Source organism: Rahnella sp. 2050, from assembly GCF_040544515.1.
Taxonomy (GTDB): Bacteria; Pseudomonadota; Gammaproteobacteria; order Enterobacterales; family Enterobacteriaceae; genus Rahnella; species Rahnella aceris.
Genome location: NZ_JBEPKE010000001.1, coordinates 393,547 through 414,436 on the forward strand (window position 1 = coordinate 393,547; position 20,890 = coordinate 414,436).

Consider the following 20,890-nt stretch of genomic DNA (forward strand, 5'->3'; position numbering starts at 1 on the left):
AACGTCCCACTATTTTTTTATCGCTATCGTTTTTGGCTCAACAACTTGGCCTGTAGCCGCATTACGGTAAGCATGGATTTCGAAAACAGTACCATCAACAGCTTTGTAGCTTTGACTACTAACTTTACTCCAGTCGGCTGTTTTTCCACCATATTCTGCAACTAAACGGGCAGAGTCTTTCAGCACGGCACCAGATCCATGACCAGCCACTGAAGTCCCTCCACTTCTGGATAGCTCAGCCAACTGAGCCTCACTTGCCAGCGACTTATTCAGATTCAGGCCACTAACGGAACTATTAGCCCCCCTACCCGGTAAACTCTTCCCGTTCTTCGCCGCCACAACCAGCATAGCCAGCGACATCCCTTCGGTCATTTGACGCGCTGTCTCAACCTCAACACCCAGCTTATTACTCAGTTCAACCACATACTGATTACGTACAAACTGCTGGCTGTCGTTGAGCTTATCCGCTTCGCCGTACTGGAACAGTTGCTTGTCTTCCGTCCCTGCATAACCCGGATAGTTACCGTAACTTTCTTTAAATTGTGTAACCCAGTAGCTGTCCAGCGCTTTACGCTCTTCTGGCGTCGCGGCCTGATTTTTTACCAGCGCTTCATAATAGGCCCGTTGCTCTGAACCCAGCGCAAACTCAGCCGCGCAATCTACCCGGCGACAGGCTTCAGCTAACAGTCGCTGCTCTTTCTCTTCGTCTCCGCCTGCCAGCTTTTTGATTTCAGCTCGTTCATCCGGGTGTAACTGGCGGTTATAGCGTTCAGCATCCAGTGAGACGGCTGCACCGGACTGTGCACCGGTCGTTCCGCCAATAATTCCGCCAATTGCACTACCACTTAACGTGGCGGCCCACTGGGTGATAGCCCCTCTTTCATTGCGGTCCAGTTGTGTGTTGTTACTCAGATAAGTATCGACCATCTGACTAAACGCTTCGCTGCTCATCCCGGCCAACCCGCCGGCCAGCGCATTGCCGCCGCCGAAACTCGCCTGGATTGCACCTATCACACCGTGGATCGCGGCTTTTTCGGGGCTATTCGGTCCCCAGCCCATCGCCTCACCAAGATCACCGGCAGCTGAGTTCGCCATCTGCCCGAACAACGCCGCCAGTTCCTGTTGCTCGGCAATTTTCTTCTCATCGAAAATCTTATCGATATGACCATTGGCGTTGTCGGTATCGCGGCTTAGCCCTGCAATATCCTGCGTCTGCTTCTCACTGTCTCGGATGACGATACTGCCCGCAGCAATGGCCGATTGCGTTGTACCTGAAGCGTCACCGCTGCTCTTAACACCAATAACAGGGACAACGCCGCCGCCGTTAACCCGCTCGCCTTTATTATTTTTTTCCGATGAAAAGCCACCGGCAAGCCCCTGGCTACTGGCACTGTACTGCGCTTCGTTATTGATATCGCTCCAACCCAACGAACCGGTATCAAGCAGGTTCTTATCGGCTGTTGCAGTGCTCGCTATGACTGCACCACCCAGTTGGGTATGGTTGCCTACCGTAATATCGAACCCTTTATCCCCGGCAAACAACCCGCTTTGCTCACCAACGCTTGCGTAGTCGCTGTCGGTTTTGCTCTTATTAATACTCAGTGAGGCTGAACCGGTCATTGACCCGAAAGTGAAACTGGCGCCGCCACTCACGCTTTTCTGCTGGCTGTGGTACTCGTCAGTATCCTGCAGGCTGGTTATCGTCAGGTCGCGACCCACCTCAGCAGTGATTTTTTCACCCAACACCTGCGCACCGGAAATAACCGTATCCCGTCCGCTGCTCAGGCTAAGCCCATCACTGGCGTTGACCCGCGTATTAACATATTCGGTACTCTTACCGTCAGCCGTTCCTTTTGACTGGTAACCGCTGGCCGACACGCCAATTCCCGTCTCCTGACCCAGCGATATATGCACACCGACATTCCAGCCGCTGCTGTTATTCTTACTGGTTTGCTCGGTGTTGTTCGATGCGGCATCCAGCAGCAGATCATTCTGCGCCACAAGAGTGACATTATTGCCTGTCACACCGCTGCCGCTGATATGAAGATCACCGCTGGTACCTTTGTTACCCGTAGCCACCAGCGTGGTATTTCCGCCTGCGCTGAGGGTGCTGCCGCGTACCTGATTTTGTGTAGAACTGGATTCAGATGAGCTTTTACTCGAACCTACGCTGAGTTCCACCTTCACGGCGTTCAGATTGCCCTGGGCTACATCAGTCGCCATGGAAGAGGCACCCGCGACAGCTATCCATGCGTTATCTGCCGCCTGCACGGCATACAGCGTTTTCAGCCGTTCGTCGCTGACCTCCCCACTTCGTTTGAGTGTGCTGTTCGCTGCAAGAATGGCATCGGTCACCGGGCTGGACACTGACAATGTCAGACCGCTCTTTTTCTGTTCGTAACTCTCTTTACGTCTCAACAGATCGTTACCGGGGTCAACCACAATTTCGCCCGCGACAACGTTCAGGTTTTTATCGGCAATCACATCCGCGCCGCTGATATGTGCTTTTTCACCCGCGATAATATTTGCGTTACCGCCGGTTGAACCAATAGTGCTGACACTCTGACTCTGAGTGGTACCCTCTTCATTGAGCTGATGTCGCGATTGTGCGCTGCCGATGGTTACACCAAAACCTCCCGTGCCCATCAGCCCGCTTTTTTTAGTCTCGCTCAGGCGGTAGCTGGAACTGGTATCGGTGGCTGCAAGGATATTGACATTTTTCCCCGCTTTCAGCGTCACATCCCCGTCACCCACCACGGACGAGCCCTTCACCGTCAGGTCTTGCCCGGCAACAATTGACACCTTGTCGCCACTCAGCTGCGAGGCTTTCTCTGTGGTGGCATAGTCCTCTGCAACGGTATGCGTGGTCGTGCCGGAGAACAGGTGTTTTTTGGTTTTGGTTTTTTCGTCGTAGCTGTACTGGCTTTCCTGTGCGGTGGTGATATTCACATCCCGCCCGGCGTTCAGGGCCAGGTCGCCGGTGGCCTGTACTTGCGCGGCCTGTGTCGTAATGTCACGCCCGGCGGCAATGCTGGTGCTTACGCCGCTGACCACCGCTGTCCCTTCCTGCCCCACATTCTCGCGGATACTCACGCTTTTACTGCCGTGGGTTTCGCTGTAGGTGCTGGTCTGATGCGCGTTCAGGTTGACGTCGCGACCGGCGCTGAGTGAGGCGTTGAGATCGGCGGTGAGTTGCGCCGCCTGCGAGTTAAGGTCGCGCCCGGCGCTGAGCGTCAGGTCACCGCCGCTGCTCACCACCGTGCGGGTGGCGTTGTTGCTGTCAGCCTGATTTTTGCCGCTGGTCTGATGGCTGCTCTGATCCATCGTGTTGAGATTGATGTCGTTGACTGCCGCCAGCGTGGCGTCGCCTTTGGCGGTGACGGCGCTGCCCGCCACGGTCAGGTCGTGTCCCGCGCTGGCCGATAAATTACCGCCCGCGCTGACCGTGCTGGCCTGGCTGTCGGTGGTCTGTGTACTGCTTTTCGCCGTGGTTTTGCTGGTGCTGAGCGCGTTGCCAGTGATGCTGATATCGTTCAGCGCCACCAGTTGCAGGTCACTGCCCGCCGTGAGTCGGGCACCGGTGTTGTTGATGTCGTGACCGGCGGTAAGCGAAAGCCCGTCAGTGGCCGAGATACCGGCCACGTCGCCGGTCTGGGTCTGGCTGAAGGTCAGCTGAGACGTTTTGCTTTTGCTGGTGGTCGGCGCGGCCGTCCACTGCTGCGCCTGCGTGACGTTATTGATGTCGCCGCTGACCGAGGCCAGTGCCACGGTCTGTCCGCTAATCGAAGAACCGATATTATTGATATCGCCCAGCGCGCTCAGCTGCAGGCTGCCGTTAGAAGCAATCAGCCCGGCGTTAAGGTTATCCAGCGAACTGCTGCTTTTTGCCGCCAGTTGCGTCTGGGCCTGCAGGGTACTGCCCGCGTTGACGATATGCCCGGCGTCGAGATTGACGGTGTTCCCGGAAATCACGCTGCCGGTCACCGCGTGGGTGTCGTTAGCAGAAAGATAGAGTTTAGGTGCCAGAACCGTCTGGCCGTTGACGGTGGTTTTTTCCCACCAGACGATGCTTTTGGTCAGCGCCGCGACCTGTTCCGGCGACAGGCTGACGCCCAGTTGCAGGCCCAGACCGGCCTGCTGTTCGGCGGCGTTATCAATCAGATACTGCATCTGCGCGAGGTCTGACCCTGTGCCGCCGACGTAGCGCTGTCCGGTCTGACTGAGCACGGCGTTATCGACATAACGGGTATCGAAGGCGGCATCGCCGAGGAATTTGTAGTCATAGTCCGGCGTCAGCTTCAGCCGGTCCATAAAGTAGGCCGAGCCGAGGAACTTGCTCTCGTCGGTATAGACCGGTGCCGTTTCAATGCGCGGGTTGGACGGCGTGCCAGGCTGAACCGCAGGATGGACAACCTGACCTGCCACCGGCGTTGCAGAAAAGGCCGCAGAGGTCAGGCCGGTACCACCCGGGGTGGCCTGTTTGCCCACGGCAGATATCGCAGACGTCGGTCGCGCAAGGTAATCGTTCAGCGCATTGAACAGTGACGGATCGGTTTTACCGATCCCGCCAAGTTGCGGGTTGGTGGTGATCAGATACGGGCTGGAAGGATCCTGACTCGCCACAAACAAACCGTTATTGCCGGTCGGCAGCGGGTAATCCGTCAGTGCAGCGCCCTGATTGCCGATTTGCTTTAACGCATCGGTGACGGAATTGTTCCACTGTACCGAGCCGACGGTCAGGTTTTGTGCGGATGCCAGTTGTTTACTTTGCGAACCGCTGACCTGTTGCAGGCCCGACGTGCCGTTCAGAGACGGGGCGCTTATCGCATGGGATAAACCGCCTGCGTTAGCGGAGGTCGTGGTATTGCTGATGTTATTGCTGAAACTGGCGTTAACTGCCCCACCGGCCTGAATAACTGAGCGGAGGCCTTCGCCGGTGCTGAGGGTTTCGTAAGTTGCGCCGTTCGCTAACTGATAGGTAACTTTAGTATCGGCATCAACGTAATAGCAGTTGCCACAGTCAGGGTCAAAGTAAGCTAAGCCGTGGAGTTTATCGAAGCTCTCAGTGGCTGTAACGCCCGTATATTTATAGGTCAGATATTCATTTTGGACGCCATTCTCATAAGACTGATTATTCAAAGAACTGCCGGACAGGGTGATGTTTCCCCCTGCCAAAATATTGCTGGCGATATTATCTACATTACTGGCTGCAATATTTAAATCGCGGTTTGAAGCAATACGCCCCGCGCCTCCTGAGGCGGTAGCATTAACGGTTGAGGTACTGACCAGATATTTCTTTTCTGCAGCCGTCGCTTTCGGCGCAAGGTAAAAATGGTCATCAACGGAACCGTTACCTTGTCCCATACTTCCGCCAGTTCTGACCGATACCGTGTAATAACCGAGGTCGCTTTCGTTGAGATCCCCTAATCTCATGGTCACGGAGCTTTGCCCCAACCATGACGGCGCATCCACCGGCGTTTGAGAGGAACCGGACACACTCAAACCGTCCCGCTGATTCAGCAGATGGCCGGTATTGATGGTGATATCGCCGTTGGTGGTTTCGATATCCCCCGACGTGTTGACCACTTCACTGTTGGCGTTGCCCGCCGCGTCCCGCTGCAGCCACAGGCTGTTGCCTGCCAGAATATCGCCGTAGTTATTGTGAATACTGTCGGCCAGCAACTGCATGTTGTTACCGGCGTACAGCAGTGCGCTGTTGGCAAGCGGCCCGGCTGCGGACATCACCACGTTGCCCGCCCCGCCGACAAAGCCGCTGTTGTTAAGCACGCCACGGCTGGCCAGGCGGATATCCCCGCCGGACTGTACGCTGCCGCTGCCGTTGAGCTGGATGTTGCTGGCGTCCACGCCCACCGTACCGCCGCCACCGCGCAACTGACCGCTGTTGGTAAAGTTGCCCGTGGAACTGAGCTGGATACCGTTGCCCTGCAAGGTGCCGAGCACGTTCAGGTCGCCCTGCGTGCTGAGGTTGAGGTTCTGCCCCGCTGCCAGCGTGCCGGTCTGGGTAAAACCCGAACCGAGTTGCAGCGTCATATCCCCCAGCGCCAGCAGGCTGCCCGCCTGATTGAGCACCGGTGTCACCAGCGTCAGGTTGCCTGCGCTGTAAAGTCTGCCGCCCGCCTGGTTGTCGGCGTTCTGAACGTTAAGCCCCAGTGACTGGCTGCCCAATACGGTGCCGGTGTTATGCAGTTCGTTACCGGTAAGCGTCAGCCGGTCGCCCTGAAGCTGGCCCTGATTGGTCATCTGCGTGACGTTCAGTGCGCTGTCGCCCTGTCCGGTCAGCGTACCGCTGTTGTTGAGCGTGCCGCCGGTCATGGTGAGGCCCTGTGCCTGCAGCGTGCCGCTGTTGGTCAGCACCGGTGCAGACACTGTCAGCCTGCCGCCGGTCAGTAAGGTGCCCTGGTTGTTGAGATTACCGGTGAGGGTCAGATGGCTGACGCCGTCGCCCTGCAGCTGACCCTGATTGAGCAGCGATTGTGCGCCCAAATCTAACGTCCCCTGACTGCGTACGGTGCCGCCGCTCAGATTGGTGATGCCGTTTTGTACCGTGCCCTGCAGGCTTTGCTGGCCCTGTAACTGCCCGGCGTTTGAAATGCTGTTGGTAGTGAGCGTCAGATTACCGGCCTGAAGAGTGCCGCTGTTAGCAATATTCCCGGCGTTCAGCGTGGCGGTGCCGCCACTGAGTAATGTGCCGCCCTGCTGAACCTGAAGTTGCCCGCTGAACGTGGCCGTAAGCGCGCTGACACCGCTGATACCGCCGCTGCTGGTCAGGACACCGCCGGTAAGGGTCAGGTTATCCGCCGACCAGTTCCCCTGATTATTCAGGTTCGCCGCCTGCAAAATAGCCAGACCGGTTGAGATGATTTTGCCCTGCGCCTGCGTGTTGAGCGCGCCGGTCAGGTTGAGGTTGGCGCGCGAGGCGGTCTGGATCGCGCCGTTAAGATCTAACTGACCGGCGTGTACATCGGCGCTGTCGGCCTGCCAGTTGCCGTTGTTGGTGACGTGCGCGGCGGTGACGGTGAGTGCGCCCTGCGTCAGCATCTTGCCGGACGTGGCGTTGGTTAAATCCTGCTGCAGCTGCGCCGTCAGGCCCTTCAGGCCAATCAGGTTGCCGCTGTTGTCCGCGTTGTTCGCCGTAAGCGCGAGCGTGTCGCCCTGGATCTGTCCTGTGTTGCTGACGTGGTCAGCCGTCACCGTGGCGGTTTTATCGCTGAGCAACTGGCCACTGTTTTCCAGCGTGGCGGCGTTCACCGTGACATCACCGGAAGAGAGCAGGCTGCCGCTGTTGGCGAGATCCCCCTGCATCTGCGCGTTCAGGCCATTCGTGCCTAATGCCGTGCCGCCGTTGGTCAGGCTGTTACCGGTAAGATTAAGCTGGCTGCCCTGTAAACGTCCCTGATTCTGGGTATCGCCTGCCTGCACACCCAGCGTGCCGCCGGACAATACCTGCCCCTGCGTACCGTTGGTTAACGTACTGGCGGTGAGCGTGGTGCCGCCGTTGCCCTGCATCAGCCCGTTGTTGCTGATACCCATGGCATTCACGCCGACGGTTTGTGCCAGAAGCTGGCCGCTGTTGGTCACTACCGGTGCCGTCACGGTCAGACCATTACCCGCCGATATCACGCCGGTGCCCTGATTGGTCAGACTGCCGGTGACATTCACGCCGACGTTACCGCCCGACACGTTGCCCTGATTGACCAGCGTCTGGCCTTCCAGCGTCATCTGGTTCTGCGCAGACAGGCTGCCTTGCTGCTGCAACGTACCGGCTTTCACATGCAGGCCGTCGTCGGCGGTGATGGCACCGCTGTTGGTCAGCGAGCTGGCCGTGATATCCACATTGTCCGCACCCAGCGCCGCGCCGTTGGTCAGCGTACCGGCCTGAACTGTCAGCGTGCCCGGTGTCACCAGTTTCCCGGCCAGATCGGCTTTTTCAGACGCACTGATCCCCAGCGCGTTTTTACCCTGCGTCTGCGAGCCGTTGCCGGTGGTGAGCTGTTGCGTGGTCAGCGCCGCGTTACCATCTGCGGAGAGAAAACCCTTTAAGTTCGCGGTATCCGCACTGAGGTTCACATCGCCCTGGCTGGACTGTACCGATCCGGCGCGGGTGGTCAGCGCGGTGGCGTTAAGTGTTGCACCCTGCGTGCCGGTCAGCGTGCCGCCCAGATCTGCCTGGGCGGTGTTGAGCGTCAGCTGACCATCGGCCAGTAAGGTTGCCGCATCACCGTTGGTCACGCCGTCCCGCGCGTTCAGTATGATGTCGCCGCGGGTGCCGGTCAGCCCCTGATTGTTGAACTGACTGAGGGTCAGCGTCTGGTCACCGCCGGACTGCGCCGTGCCGTTGTTATTGAAGGTGTCGCCGTCAAGCTGCTGCGTGCCGAGGGATTGCAGCAGGCCGTTACTGGTCAGGGTGCCGAAGCTGAACTGCCCGTTGCGGTTGGCGGCCAGCGTGCCGCCGTTGCTGAAATCGTGTGCGGTAAAGTTCAGGTCACGTCCGGCAATCAGGCTGCCGGACCACTGCCCGCCGCTGGCAACCGTGGCCTGCACGTCATTTTGTGCCGAGGTTTTACCACCCTGTGCGGCATTAAGCCGGTCAGCGTTAATCGAAAGATTATTGCCCGCGCTGATGGTACCGTCGAGCTGCTGCTGGCGGGCGGATAACTGCATATCTCCCGTGGAGGCCAGTGAACCGGTGCCGGTCACCTGCAATGTGCCGCCACCGGCTTCCAGCGTGTTGCCGTCGAGCGCACCGGCCACCGTGGCGCTGCCGGTTGCCGTCAGGGATAAATCTTTATCGCTGTGAACGGAACCCTGCGCCCCGACGGACAGATCCGTAGCGTTCAGGCCGACGTTGCCGGAGGTCGACAACTGGCCGCCCAGCGTCTGCTGCGCGGCAGTAAACTGAATATCGCCAAGGCTGGTGATCAGCGAGTTTTGCCCGGCGTTCAGGGAATTACTGTTGAGCGTCAGGCCATTTTTGCCGGTCAGCGTGCCGTCGACAATCATCTGACCGCCGCCGATGTTCAGCCGGTCACCGGCAAACAGCGAGCCTTGTTCACCCACGGTCATCTGGTCAGCAACCTGCAACCCCAGCCCCTGCTGTGAACCGATCAGCCCCTGATTGCTGAGGGTATTGGCGGTGATGTTTTGCGCGCCGCCGGACTGCATTTTGCCGCTGTTGTTCAGTTCGCTGGCGTTCAGGATCTGTGTACCCTGCGCCTGGATCAGGCCGCCGTTGGTCAGTTTTTGCGTGGCGAGCTGCGTGTTGCCGCTGGCGGCCAGCGTGCCATTGTTGGTCATGTCGCCCGCACTGACGCCCAGATTACCGCCCGCCGTCAGGCTGCCATTCCACACACCGTTATTGCCCGCCTCCGCCTGCACATTCCCGACAGCGTAAAGCTTAGCGCTGCTGGCCGAACTCAATGAGCCGCTGCTGAGCTGCAGGTTTTGTCCGGCGCGGACGTTCCCGCCGAGTACCGCACTGCCCTGCACGCCGATATCCGCATCGGTACCGGACTGAATTTGCGACCCTGCGAGGGTGGAAAGTTGCCCGAAACGCCCGGTCAGTTGATTGTCACTCGACAGCAATCCGCCAAGCTGCGTTTCTCCGGCGGTGAGGGTCAGGGCACCGCTGGCCTGCACCACCCCGCTGTTATCCAGCGTTGTCGCCTGAAGATCTTGCGTCCCCTGTGCCTGCAGCGTGCCGGTATTGGTCAGCCGCTGCGTGGTGATACGGGCGTTTCCGTTTGCGGCGATCAGCCCGTTATTGGTCAGATCCCCGGCGTTCAGTTGGAGATCTTTCCCCGCCGTCAACTTGCCCTGCCACTGGCTGTCATTACCGGCGGTAGCATGAATATTGCCTGCCGCAGACACCTGCGCGGTATTACCTGAATTGAGCTGGTCAGCGGCCAGCGTGATATTGCCGCCGCTGGTCACCTGACTCCCCTGAACGGCCAGTTGTCCCTGACTGTTGAGCGCCATATCGCCGCCCGACTGCTGGGTGCCGTTAAGCGCGATAGCCTGCGCATTCGCCGTCAGCTTGCCGGTGGAAGTCGCATTACTTAGCGTCAGCCTGCCGCTGGCATCAATCTGCATATCGCCGACCGAGGCATTCAGGTTGCCGAGGTTGACCCCGACGCCCTTGTCGCTGGAAACCAGATGAATGCGGTTGGCGTACATACCGCCGAGTGCGCCGGTGTCAATCGCCACCGCCGGTACGCCTGCGCCGGATATCGGCGTGGCATTGCCCTGCGCATCGACACGGTTGGCACCCAGGGTGACGTTCAGGTCTCTGGCGTACAGCCCGGCGTTAATCTGCGCGGCGCGGGAAATCAGTGAAAAAGAATCGCTCGTGCGGGCATCCAGCCCCTGACCTTCAACGGTGATCGCGCCCTGCGTGACGTCGAGGGATTGCAGCGAGCCGTCCGCATTCAGCACCGGCCTGCCGGTGGTCAGCGTGGCGTTAGGGGTGTTGAGGAAGCCGCAGCCGTTACAGGTGATGCCGTAAGGGTTGGCGACCATGACGTTCGCGGCTTTACCGGCGACTTCCATGTAGCCGTTAAGCTGCGAAGGGTTCGACGACACCACTTCGTTAATGATGCCCTTCGCTTCCTGACCTGCCGTAAGATTGGGGTTGTTCTGTATCAGCCCGCCCAGCTGAGTCTGGGTCAGTTTGCCGGTGGCGTTGTTGAGAATGAGGCCCTGCTGGCCGACGTTGAAATCGTTGTATTTATTATGCGAAATCCCGGCCTGATTCGGGGTGGCGATGTTCACCACCGGCACGCCGTTACCCGCCTGATCGGTGCGGGTGTTGCCTTCGGCTACCGTGATACCCGCCGCAAATGCAGGCATCACCGGTTGCCAGACCAGCCAGCCCATCAGCCCGTAGGCCAGCGCTTTACGCCATAACGCGACCGGTTGCTCTGTGATCGATTTCATCGCCGAATTCCTTCTCTCTTATGCAGAGGTACAACGCTAAAGTGCAAAACCGATGCGGTAGTAGACCGTGACGCGATCCGGTGCCAGTGAGTCCGGATAGCTCAGCGGCCAGCCGACGGTAAACTGGCTGGAGAAATGTGCGTTACTGCTCGATAAACCCACCGCCCCGCCCCATAAGGTGCCGGACGCATTGGTGTCGTGATTGCTGCGTTGCAGGTAGCCGCCGTCGAGGGCCGTTACGCTGCTGATTTGTCCGAGCCCCGGCATGGCGAACAGTTGAGTGTCCAGCTCATTACGCCAGTAGCCGCCGTTGTCGCCGGAGAGGTATTGCTCTTTGAAACCTCGCACCGAGCTTTCGCCACCAATCGTCAGGCGTTCGCTGCCGTAAAGACGGTCATCGCCCCACTGGCCGTAGGCGCTGGTCAGCCAGGTAATGCGTTGCGTGACAGGCCGGTAATAGCTGGTGGACAGCGTCCATTTAGAGAACTCCGCACGCGGGGCATCCGGATTTTTATCTTCATCGTTTTCGCCGCCAAACCACGGCACGCCACGGCTGAACGCCGGGTTAAGCGTGGCGTATCCGCCCCAGAGTTTCTGGCTGTGATTGATACCGGCGGTCCAGCTGGTCAGGCTGCGGGTGCTGCTTTCCAGCGGGGCATCGTTGAGATAATTTCGGTTGAGGCGGTGCGTCAGCCCGAGGCTGGCGGCGGTTTTCATGTCGCCGTTGCGAAACAGTACGCGGGAAAGCGTGAAGCGGTGCGCCTGGCTGTCGCCGGTGGAGCGCCACAGATAGCCCTGCGATTCAATGGTGCTCAGGTAGTCGCTGTAGCTGTAGTTGTAATCGAACAGCCAGTAGCCGTAAGGCAGATTAACGCCCGCCTGCACGCTTTTCGCGTCGTGGTCGCTTGCGCCGTCGCTGCTGCGTGACGCACTGACAAACCACTGATCCGCCAGCCCGAGCAGGTTATTGCCGGTCAGCGAGCCGCTGACCTGTCCGGTGCCGGTGCTTTTCTGCCCTGAGTTATCAAAACCGGCGCTGGCCTGCAGGGGAAACTCAGGCTTTGAGGTGAGGTTGACGATGGAGTATCCCGGCTGGCTGCCGGGCTGGATTTCAATCTGCACCGGCGTTTTGCGCAGCCGGTTAATCTGCTCCATCCCCTGTTCGATATCACGCAAATTAAGGATGTTGCCGGTCAGCCCCGGAAACGCCATCGCCAGCATTGCGCCGCGCTGGTTTTCCATTTTGATGGCTTCGAGTTTGCCTTCCATCACCGTCAGGCTGAGCGTGCCGGAAGATAAATCCTGTTCGGTGAGAAACGCGCGGCTGGTGATATAGCCCTGGCCGATATACCAGTCAGAGACCTGTTTCACCAGGGCATTAATCTGGCCAATGCCGAGGCACTGTTGCAGATAGGGTTGGGTCAGTTTTTGCTGTATTCGCGCGGGCATATGGTCTGCGCCGCTGAGGGTAATGTCGTGAATATCGAAGCACGGGCCGCCGGAGTGTACGGGAGTTTGCGGAGCGGGGGCGACTGACGTGCTGCGCTCCAGTTCCTGACGCTGCTGCTGGTTCTGCTGCAGAAGTTGCCGCTGCTGCTGTTCGATACTGTCGCGGTCGGCGGGGCTGAGCGGCGCGGCCTGCGCGGTGAGGGAAAACATTCCGGTAAGTACCAGCAGGCAGGAAACTCGCCACCGCAGGGAAAGACACGCGCACGCCGAAACAGTGCGGGCTAATGGTGTAAGAAAGCTTATGATTTCCATATCCGGTGTTTTCTATGGCCAGAACCGCTTGCCTGTACGCCTCAAAAACACAGCATCAGAAGTGGCTATGGCATTGATTTAAGATTAAACATTCGGTTTCTATCGGCAGGGATAAGATTTACTTTAGGTTTTTTTTAAGTTTATAAAAAAATTCTGCAAGAAGCATAGCGCGAAACATAAGAAATCATGGTTTATAGGGGTATTCATTCTGTTGCCCCTGCCAGCACCGTTTGTGGCCTTCAGGGATATTTTCTTGTGGCTTACAAGCAGGATACAGGGAATATAATCGGGAGGCTTAATAGCCATCCGCTTATTTAAAATTCAGTGCAAGATGCTGGCAAAAATAACCCATAAAAAAAGCCAGAGGATTTCTCCTCCGGCTTTTCTGCATAATTCCCCGGGGGAAATTACAGACCGTACACCAGGTTTACAGACGTCACGGTGTCGGTTTTATCCGGCGCACTGGCTGGTGGTTTGGTGTTATAGGTTACGTCATACGCCACTTTCAACGAGAAGTGGGAGTTGATCGCAACGGTCAGCGCGGTTTCTGAGTTCAGCGTAGTTTCGTCGTTCGCTAATACAGAAACACCCTGCGTGAAGCGCGCAGTGTCGCTGATCTGGTAACCGTAAGTGCCTGAAGCGTAAGCCAGCGCACGAGTGGTGTTACCGCCCTGTTCGAATTCATCATGACGAACACCAGGACCTGCTTCCAGGTTCAGCGTATGAACCGGGCCGCTCCAGATCTGACGACCATAACCGACAGCGCCCACAGTCCGCGAACGGTAACCGTTATAACGGTCGCTCAGCCAGCTCCCCTGACCGAAAATATAGTTCGCGTTGTCAAGGTTATAACGCGTACGGGCACCGGCCTGATACTTCTCGGATGAACGCACACCGGAAGAAGAGGTGTTACGCGCAGAACCCCACAGGCTGTTAGCCGTGTTGGTATCAAACCAGGTCATGGTGGTATCAGCATTCAGCGTGGAGTTGCTGGTGTTACCGGTTTGCGCACTGTAACCCGCCTGAATATTGCCCTCGAACGGCTTTTTCGCCTGAGCCGGATCATCTAACGCGGTGAAGATGGTGGTGTCTGCAAGGCTTGAAATACTGAACAGCGCTGCACCGCAGACTACGGCACAAGCTGGTAAACGACGTACAACCCGAAAAAACATTTTGTTTCCCCAATAAGACTTAAGGCAAATAACGAGACTGGAACCACACGATTTATGCCATTAATTAGGATCCGTTAATCAAGCCTGGCAACTCCATTTCGATGGCATATGCATACAAATATTTCTACCGCAACAAATATAACGCACTCAGCCCGGAATATCTTAATAAAGCGGCTTTTTTGGATAGTTCCGAGTGACATATATTTCCGGCAATAGAAACATACAAAATCATTACCCTTTCTTGCATTGATTTCTTATTTCAATGAGGAATGGAAATGGTTCATTACGCGCCACACTTTACGTCTTCCTGCCACTTTGGTTCGAAATATTGCGAGCCGGCAGCGTACAGATTTCCGCCTAACTCGTCGCTGAATCTTGTCCTTTTGAGCGATGCGGGGTAGTTTTGTCCTGATAACGTCTTATTTTTGCCTCGGGTTCCTCGAAGGCAGCCTTCAGGAGGAGTGGTCATGGCTTTACAACAAGAGATTATTCAGGCTCTGCACGTCAAACCCCACATCGATGCCGCACAGGAAGTTCGTGTCAGCGTCGATTTTCTCAAAAGTTATCTGCTGGCCCACCCGTTCATCAAGACACTGGTTCTGGGTATCAGCGGCGGGCAAGATTCTACTCTTACCGGCAAACTTTGCCAAACAGCAATTAGCGAATTACGCGCACAAACAAATGATAGCGCTTACCAGTTCATTGCGGTGCGCTTGCCATATGGCGTGCAAGCTGATGAATCGGACTGCCAGGATGCCATTGCGTTCATCCAGCCAGATCAGGTTCTGACCGTTAATATCAAAAGTGCCGTCCTGGCAAGCGAAGCGACCTTACGTGAAATCGGTATTGAACTGAGCGATTTCATTAAAGGCAACGAAAAGGCCCGCGAGCGCATGAAAGCGCAGTACAGCATCGCCGGGATGAAAAAAGGCGTGGTGGTCGGGACTGATCATGCTGCCGAAGCCGTGACCGGTTTCTTCACTAAATACGGTGATGGCGGCACGGACATTAACCCGATTTTCCGTCTGAACAAGCGTCAGGGAAAAGCCCTGCTCAAAGAATTGGGTTGCCCGGAACATCTCTATACGAAAGCCCCGACCGCTGACCTTGAAGATAACCGCCCTGCCTTGCCAGATGAAGCCGCACTCGGCGTAACTTACGAACTGATCGACGACTATCTGGAAGGCAAGAAAATCGACGATAAATATGCCACCATCATTGAGGGCTGGTACCTGCGCACTGAACATAAACGTCAGCCGCCGATCACGGTGTTTGATGATTTCTGGAAGAAAAAATAAGTCTTTCGTCACCGCTTAGATCACGGACACCTGCGGGTGTCCGTTTTTATTCACAGCGCCCGCCGGTCTGATTATCACAAGCTTCTTTCCATTCATTAACGAAATCATTACCCTTAGCCTCCTTTCGGATGACTGACAGTGATGTTTTCAATGCAAAAATTCCTTTTCCTGCTGCTGAGCATGGTGCTGCTTGGCCCTTTAGGTATTGATTTGTACCTGCCCGCCATTCCCGCCATCGCGCTCGGTTTACAGAGCACCGAGGCGGTCATTCAGTCCTCGATTTCATTATTTATTCTGGTGATGGGGCTGGGACAACTGGTGGCCGGTCCGCTGGTGGATAAATTTGGTCGTCGCCCGATCGCCATTATCGGCGTCATGGTGTATCTGGCAGGGGCGATAGTTGCCGCGACCTCCGTAACACCGTGGATGTTTTTATTATCCCGCGTCATTCAGGGACTGGCAGTGTGCTGCACTTCCGTGGTGATTTTCAGCGGCGTACGCGACCGGATGAGTGGCAACGATGCCGCCCGTGCGTATGGTTTCCTCAATGGCACGCTGAATATCATTCCGGCACTGGCACCGCTGATCGGCGGCCTGATCGCGCAATATTATGGCTGGCGTGCGCCGTTCTGGGCATTAACCGGTTATACACTGGCTGTCTTACTGCTGGTTATATTCAAACTGCCTGAGACTCGCCCTGCTGATACGCAGACCAACACCGGCCTGCCATTCCGTCAGTACGCCCGCATTTTATTCAATGCGCGCTTCATTACTTTTGCTCTGGTGAATGCAGGTGCAATGGGTATGGCGCTGACCTATGTCTCGCTGGCGCCGACCGTTTTGATGAACACTGCCGGGCTGACGCCACTGCAGTTTTCACTGGTATTCGGCGCAAACGGATTCTGGATCATGGGGATGAGCTTTATCGCCAACCGGATTATCCGCAAAGTGGGCCGTCCGGTATGTCTGAAAACAGGCGGCATCCTGATGTTTATTGGCTGTCTCGGGCTAATCGCTGGGATCACGCTGGTTCCGCCTGCGGAACAAACAGCAACCTGGCTGTATATGGTGCCAGTCGCCAGCGCCTGTGCCGGTCTGGCTTTCCTGATGGGCCCGGCCACCAGTTATGCGCTGGAACCGTTCTCCGGTGAAGCAGGCGTGGCTTCGGCACTGGCAGGTTCGGTGCAAATGGCGGGCGGTGCACTACTTGGTTTTATCGCGATGGCATTACCGTTGCAGCCTAAGCTGAGTCTGTCGCTGGTGATGCTGGCAGGAGGATGTCTGGCGATGCTGGCTCGACGCGCCAGCAAAAAATCGACGGGCCAGCTGACCCGCCTGGGACAGTAATACGTTTTTTAACCGATTGTCGACACCGGTACGCGGGGTGCCAGCGCACTCAGCAGTTCGTAACCCAGCGTACCGGCCGCTGTTGCCACGTCATCCACCGGTAAATTATTCCCCCACAACTCAACCGGCGCACCCATCTGCGCCTGCGGGCATGGCGTTAAATCCACAGCCAGCATATCCATTGAAACCGTGCCCGTCGTCGTCGTTCGCACGCCGTCTACCCAAACCGGTGTACCGGAAGGCGCATGGCGCGGATATCCGTCCGCATAGCCACAGGCCACCACGCCGATACGCTGAGGACGAGTTACACTGTAACGCCCGCCGTAACCCACGCGCGCACCGGCGTTAAGTTCCTGTACGGCAATCAGCTCACTTTTAAGCGTCATTACCGGTTGCAGACCGGTATGCGCAATATCTTTCCACTCACCGCTTGGCGACGCGCCATAGATAATAATTCCCGGACGGATCCAGTCATGATGTGTATGCGGATGCCACAGCGTCGCAGCGGAATTGGCCAGACATCGCGGGCCGCGAATGTTTTGCCCGGCGAGGTTAATCACACTCATCTGCGCATCGACACCTTCCACACTGTCAGCGGTGGCGAAATGGCTCATCAGCGTGATTTCCCCCACCTGCTTCAGCTCGCGTAACTGCTGCCAGACAGCACCGGCGCGCTCAGGCGCAAAACCCAGGCGGTTCATGCCACTGTTTACTTTCAGGTAGATACTGACCGGCAGGCTGATGCTGGCCTGCGCAAGGGCTTTTATCTGCCATTCGCTGTGTACGGCCGTGGTCAGGCGATATTGATCAACAATAGCCAGATCCTCTGCGGTAAAAAAACCTTCAAGCAGTAATATCGGTCCCTGCCAGCCGGACTCACGCAGTAAAATCGCCTCATTGAAATCGAGTAAAGCGAAACCGTCAGTGGCGGATAAACTGCGCCAGATACGGGATATACCGTGGCCGTAGCCGTTGGCTTTCACCACCGTCCAGACTTTACTGTTGGCGGCAAAACCGCGAATGATGTTCAGGTTTTGAGTTAACGCAGACTGAGACAATGTGGCTGAAATCGGGCGAGGCATACCAGCTCCGGCAATAAGCAAAGTAAAAACCATGCGGTATCAAACCCCGCATGGGATCGGATTACAGCAGGTTCAGCCTACCGGATGCATTTTGTGCGGGCCAGCCGGACGGGCAATGAAATCCGGGCTGTAACGCTCAACCGAGAGATCATCGGATGGGATCGCAGGCGTCACGCCGGACATAATGTCCGAGAGCAACTGCCCGGAGCCGCAGGCCATCGTCCAGCCCAGCGTGCCGTGGCCGGTATTGAGATACAAATTCTTAATGCGCGTACGCCCGACAATCGGCGTGCCATCCGGCGTCATCGGACGCAACCCCGTCCAGAACGTGGCCTGTTCGACGTTGCCGCCGTTCGGATAGAGATCTTTGACCACCATCTCCAGCGTTTCGCGGCGCGCCTGCGCCAGCTTCAGGTTGAAGCCGACAATCTCCGCCATACCGCCGACGCGGATGCGGTCATCAAAACGGGTGATAGCAATTTTATAGGTTTCATCCAGTACGGTAGACACCGGCGCAGAAGCCGGATCAGTAATCGGAATCGTCAGGGAATAGCCTTTCAGCGGATAAACCGGAATGGAGACCAGATCACGCAGCAACGCGGTGGAATACGATCCGAATGCCACCACGTATGCATCCGCCTTGACGATCTCATTGCCACACTGCACGCCAGTGATTTCGCCATTTTCAATATGCAGCTTATCCACCGTGCGGTTAAATTCGAAGATAACTCCCGCCTGACGCGCCATGTCTGCCAGCTTGCGGGTAAACATCTGGCAGTCGCCGGTTTCATCATTGGGTAAACGCAGGCCGCCGGTCAGTTTGTGCGCAACCTGAGCCAGCGCCGGTTCTGCAGTCGCCAGCTGGCTGGATTCGAGCAACTGATACGGCACACCGGCGTCTTCCAGCACCGCAATATCTTTGGCTGCGCTTTCAAACTGCTGCGCGGTGCGGAAAAGCTGCAACGTGCCACCCTGCCGTCCCTCGTACTGAATGCCGGTATCTTCGCGTAACGCTTTCATGCAGTCACGGCTGTATTCCGCCAGACGCACCATGCGGCTTTTGTTGGTTTGATAGTGGTCCATGTTGCAGTTACGCAGCATTTGCCACATCCATTTAAGCTGGAACTGTGTTCCGTCGAGGCGAATCGCCAGAGGCGCGTGCTTCTGGAACATCCATTTGACGGCTTTGACCGGAACCCCCGGAGCCGCCCACGGCGCAGCATAGCCCGGTGAGATCTGTCCTGCATTACCCGCACTGGTTTCTTCTGCCGGGCCGGACTGGCGGTCAATAACCGTCACCTGATGACCCGCTTTAGCCAGATACCATGCACTGGCGACACCGACCACACCACTGCCTAAAATCACCACACGCATATCGACTCCACTCCACGACAAAACAAAGCATAATATTCTGATGACAGGAAATTAACCTGACTGAGAAAAATCACCAACACAGGCACTCACAACCGTGAGGTCTTTCACATTTATTTATCGTTCATGACAGCATTTATTTCAATAGCCAGAAATAAATAACGATATTCCGCAACATTCCGGCCATGCGACAAGAAATTTATGGCGTAATGACAGCATTGATTGCATTGATGTCACAAGACTCCCGACGCATCAGGGGCAGTTTTGCTGCAGGTTTTTATTCTTGTATACAAGCCAATTGTCGGAATAAAACACCACAAAAAAACAGGCATGTGATATTCCCTCACGCTGCGCGGAGAATTGACGTTCAGGTTGAACGGGGATTTATAAAACGAGGCAAAGCCGAAGTGGCTGCGTAAAACATTAAGGCCACTATTCATAGTGGCCTTATATTGCGGGAATTTACCGGCGTAACAGAAAAAATCAGGCAGACGTCGTTTCCAGTCTCATCAGAGAGACAGGTTTAAACAGGCCCGTCTGCCCTTCCAGTTGCACACAACTTTCGCGGCGAATTTCTTCCGGTGAACTCGATTTCACCCTGAACGCGGTAATTTTGCCGGTAACGCCCGTTTCGGCATCCATTACACGAACGCCCTGGCCGATACGATTTCTATATCTATCATAAGTAAAGGTATTTACCATTTTCTTGACCTCCTAAAGCATCAATAACAAACAATAGCGGGTTAATGCTATACCCGTAAAAATTAAGTTTCAATATATAAACCCTGCTAAGTATCAGGTTAAATTTCATACCCTGTCCCGCCACGTTGCCATTTTAAAAATGTGACTCATATCGCAACGACGCAATTACTGACCTACACTTCAATCGGTTTCTGTTTTGCACCGTTCATTTCAGCAATTTTCAGCAATAAGGAGTCGATTGTGAATAACTCAAACTTTCTGAAGCTTAAAGATGGTACACAACTTTTTTATAAGGATTGGGGCAGCGGACAGCCGGTGGTTTTTAGTCACGGCTGGCCCCTGTCGTCGGATGCTTTTGAAGATCAGATGCTGTTTCTGGCAGAACATGGTTATCGCGTTATTGCCCACGACCGCCGCGGACACGGGCGTTCTTCTCAGTCATGGGAAGGCAATAATATGGACCAGTACGGAGATGACATGGCCGAACTGACGGCTTATCTGGATCTCAAAGACGCGATACACGTCGGGCACTCTACCGGCGGCGGCGAAGTTGCCCGTTATATTGGCAGGCACGGCACCTCACGGGTGGCAAAAGCGGTGTTAATTGGTGCAGTGCCACCGATTATGATCAAAACGGATTTCAATCCCGGAGGATTACCTCTTTCTGTTTTCGATGGTATCCGTGGCGGTGTGACGAAAGATCGTTCCCAATTTTTCCTGGACTTACCCGACGCATTTTATGGTTTCAACCGCCCCGGTGCTGAGGTGTCAGAAGGTTTACGCCAAAGTTTCTGGCTCCAGGGTATGCAGGGTTCAATAAAAGCACTTTATGATTGTGTTAAAGCGTTTTCTGAAACCGATCAGCGCGAAGACCTGAAGAAGATGACGATCCCGACGCTGGTGATTTACGGTGATGATGACCAGATTGTGCCACCCGCTTCCTCCAGCGAAGCTGCGCTTAAGTTGTTGCCAAATGGCAAAGGTAAGGTTTATGCGGGCGCATCTCATGGTCTGTGCAGCACACACAAGAATCAGATAAATCAGGATTTGTTAGAATTTATCCGCAGTTAATCCCCCGCTGTTTGCGCCTGTCTCCTGATATTGTTCGCCCAAAGCCAGACTGTACGCGGCTTTGGGCTCTTTATTGCCCGCCGATTGACAGTCTCCGGCCTTAAGGATATAGATTTGTTGAGGAATGGATTCA

Annotated in this window: 9 protein-coding genes; 3 read left to right on the top strand and 6 right to left on the bottom strand. The window is 56.1% G+C overall.

The window, feature by feature from the left end:
* Positions 1-9 precede the first annotated feature (9 nt).
* The 3 genes from ABIC79_RS01690 to ABIC79_RS01700 form a co-directional block, all read right to left on the bottom strand.
* Positions 10-10,953, bottom strand: a complete 10,944-nt coding sequence (locus ABIC79_RS01690) for a hemagglutinin repeat-containing protein (protein ID WP_354566491.1) — start codon at positions 10,951-10,953, stop codon at positions 10-12.
* 36 nt (positions 10,954-10,989) lie between these two features.
* Entirely contained in the window at positions 10,990-12,612 is a 1,623-nt protein-coding gene (locus ABIC79_RS01695) for a ShlB/FhaC/HecB family hemolysin secretion/activation protein (protein ID WP_354566492.1), read from the bottom strand.
* Positions 12,613-13,121: 509 nt separating this feature from the next.
* Positions 13,122-13,886, bottom strand: a complete 765-nt coding sequence (locus ABIC79_RS01700; protein ID WP_013575345.1) for a DUF481 domain-containing protein — start codon at positions 13,884-13,886, stop codon at positions 13,122-13,124.
* A gap of 467 nt (positions 13,887-14,353) precedes the next feature.
* Here ABIC79_RS01700 and nadE point away from each other — a divergent pair, with 467 nt between their 5' ends.
* Together nadE and ABIC79_RS01710 are read left to right on the top strand one after the other, a co-directional pair.
* Positions 14,354-15,184 (top strand): NAD(+) synthase, encoded by an 831-nt coding sequence (gene nadE / locus ABIC79_RS01705; RefSeq protein ID WP_354566493.1) that lies wholly within the window; start codon positions 14,354-14,356, stop codon positions 15,182-15,184.
* Positions 15,185-15,334: 150 nt separating this feature from the next.
* Positions 15,335-16,531 carry a multidrug effflux MFS transporter gene (locus ABIC79_RS01710; protein WP_037034912.1) on the top strand — a complete coding sequence of 399 codons (1,197 nt, stop codon included), beginning with the start codon at positions 15,335-15,337 and terminating at the stop codon, positions 16,529-16,531.
* A gap of 8 nt (positions 16,532-16,539) precedes the next feature.
* Here ABIC79_RS01710 and dadX read toward each other — a convergent pair whose 3' ends face one another.
* The 3 genes from dadX to ydfZ form a co-directional block, all read right to left on the bottom strand.
* Positions 16,540-17,613: a catabolic alanine racemase DadX gene (dadX, locus tag ABIC79_RS01715; protein ID WP_112198670.1), complete on the bottom strand. Its 1,074-nt coding sequence runs from the start codon at positions 17,611-17,613 to the stop codon at positions 16,540-16,542.
* Between the two features lie 72 nt (positions 17,614-17,685).
* Entirely contained in the window at positions 17,686-18,987 is a 1,302-nt protein-coding gene (locus ABIC79_RS01720; protein WP_112151907.1) for a D-amino acid dehydrogenase, read from the bottom strand.
* Positions 18,988-19,467: 480 nt separating this feature from the next.
* On the bottom strand, positions 19,468-19,686 hold the full coding sequence (ydfZ, locus tag ABIC79_RS01725) for a putative selenium delivery protein YdfZ (protein WP_013575338.1): 219 nt from the start codon (positions 19,684-19,686) through the stop codon (positions 19,468-19,470).
* Positions 19,687-19,926: 240 nt separating this feature from the next.
* On the opposite strand from ydfZ, the gene ABIC79_RS01730 reads away from it, so the two are divergent.
* A complete protein-coding gene (locus ABIC79_RS01730) occupies positions 19,927-20,757 on the top strand; it encodes an alpha/beta fold hydrolase (protein ID WP_013575337.1) in 831 nt (276 codons plus the stop codon).
* The last annotated feature ends 133 nt before the right edge of the window (positions 20,758-20,890 follow it).